Here is a 1,177-nt window from a genome sequence, read left to right as displayed (position 1 = left end):
CTCGTAGTACGTGGCGGGGTCGCGCAGCGAGTTGAGCATGAGGGTCGGCGGCAGCCCCTCGCCGGTGACGTTCACCCGCGGGGCCTTGGCGTCGGGCCAGTACGCGCAGGTGGCGGCGTAGGCCAGTTCGCGGGGACCGACGAGCGGGTACGTACGGGCGTCCCGCGCGGTGCGCTCCACCCAGCGGCCGATGTCACGGCTCCACGCGTTGTCGTTGCAGGTCACCGAGAAGAACTCGGCGGCGAACTCCGGGCTCTGGTACGAGTCGAAGACGTGCGGCACGAGTGCGCGCTCGTCCGGTGTCGCGGTGTCCCAGTGCTCCAGCGCGGCCAGCGCCCGCGCCAGATCGGGGAAGCCTGCCGCCTTGTAGGCAGCCTGGATCGTTCCGTTGTCGAGCTGGTTCGGCCCGATGACCGACGTTCCCACGGTCAGCGGCCGGTCGTGCAGCGCCTGGCGGCGCGCCTCCCACGTCGCCCGCACCTCGGCGGCCGTACGCCCGTAGTGGTACACCGAGTCGTAGCGCGCGAGCCACGGCAGGAAGTCCTGCTCGAACCGGCGTTGGAAGCCGCGCGGCTGGCCCGCCTCCCACTGGTCCGTCCCGGCGGTGAAGTCGATGTTGCTGTCCAGCACGGCCCGGCGCACGCGCTGCGGGAACAGCGTCGCGTAGTACGCGCCGATCTTCGTGGCGTACGACGCCCCGTAGTACGAGATCTTCTCCGCCCCGAGCAGCGAGCGGTACAGGTCCATGTCCCGCGCCGTCTGCTCGGTGGTCAGGTACGGCAGCAGGCCGCCGTCCGTACGCCGTTGGCAGTTCTCGGCCATCGCGCGTGACCGGTCCAGGACCCCCTGGACCGCGGCGGGCGAGCGGTCGCGGAGGTCGTGCGCGTAGAAGTCCTCGAACTCGGCCGGTGTCTGGCAGCGCGCCGGGGTGCTCCGCCCGACGCCGCGCTGGTCGAAGCTCACCACGTCGTACGCGGCGGCCACCCGCGGCGCGGACTTCACGATACGAGCCGGGCTCGCCAGCCCCGCGCTGCCGGGGCCCCCGGCGGCCGTCATCAGCACACCGCGCCGCTCCTCCGCCGGGCCGCTCGCCAGGTGCCGGGACACCTCCACGCTGATGTCCGGGCCGGTGCCCGGGCGGTGCCAGTCGCGCGGGGCCGTCATGGTCGCGCACTCC

General features: G+C 73.0%; 1 protein-coding gene. It reads right to left on the bottom strand.

The annotated features are described in order from the left end of the window. Nucleotides 1–1,177: alpha/beta fold hydrolase (locus tag ACFU99_RS44240; RefSeq protein WP_384404528.1), on the bottom strand; the 1,177-nt coding region annotated here is incomplete at both ends.

This window comes from Streptomyces sp. NPDC057654 (genome assembly GCF_042800135.1).
In the GTDB taxonomy this organism is placed as follows: Bacteria; Actinomycetota; Actinomycetes; order Streptomycetales; family Streptomycetaceae; genus Streptomyces.
This window is presented reverse-complemented; position numbering and strand designations above follow the sequence as displayed.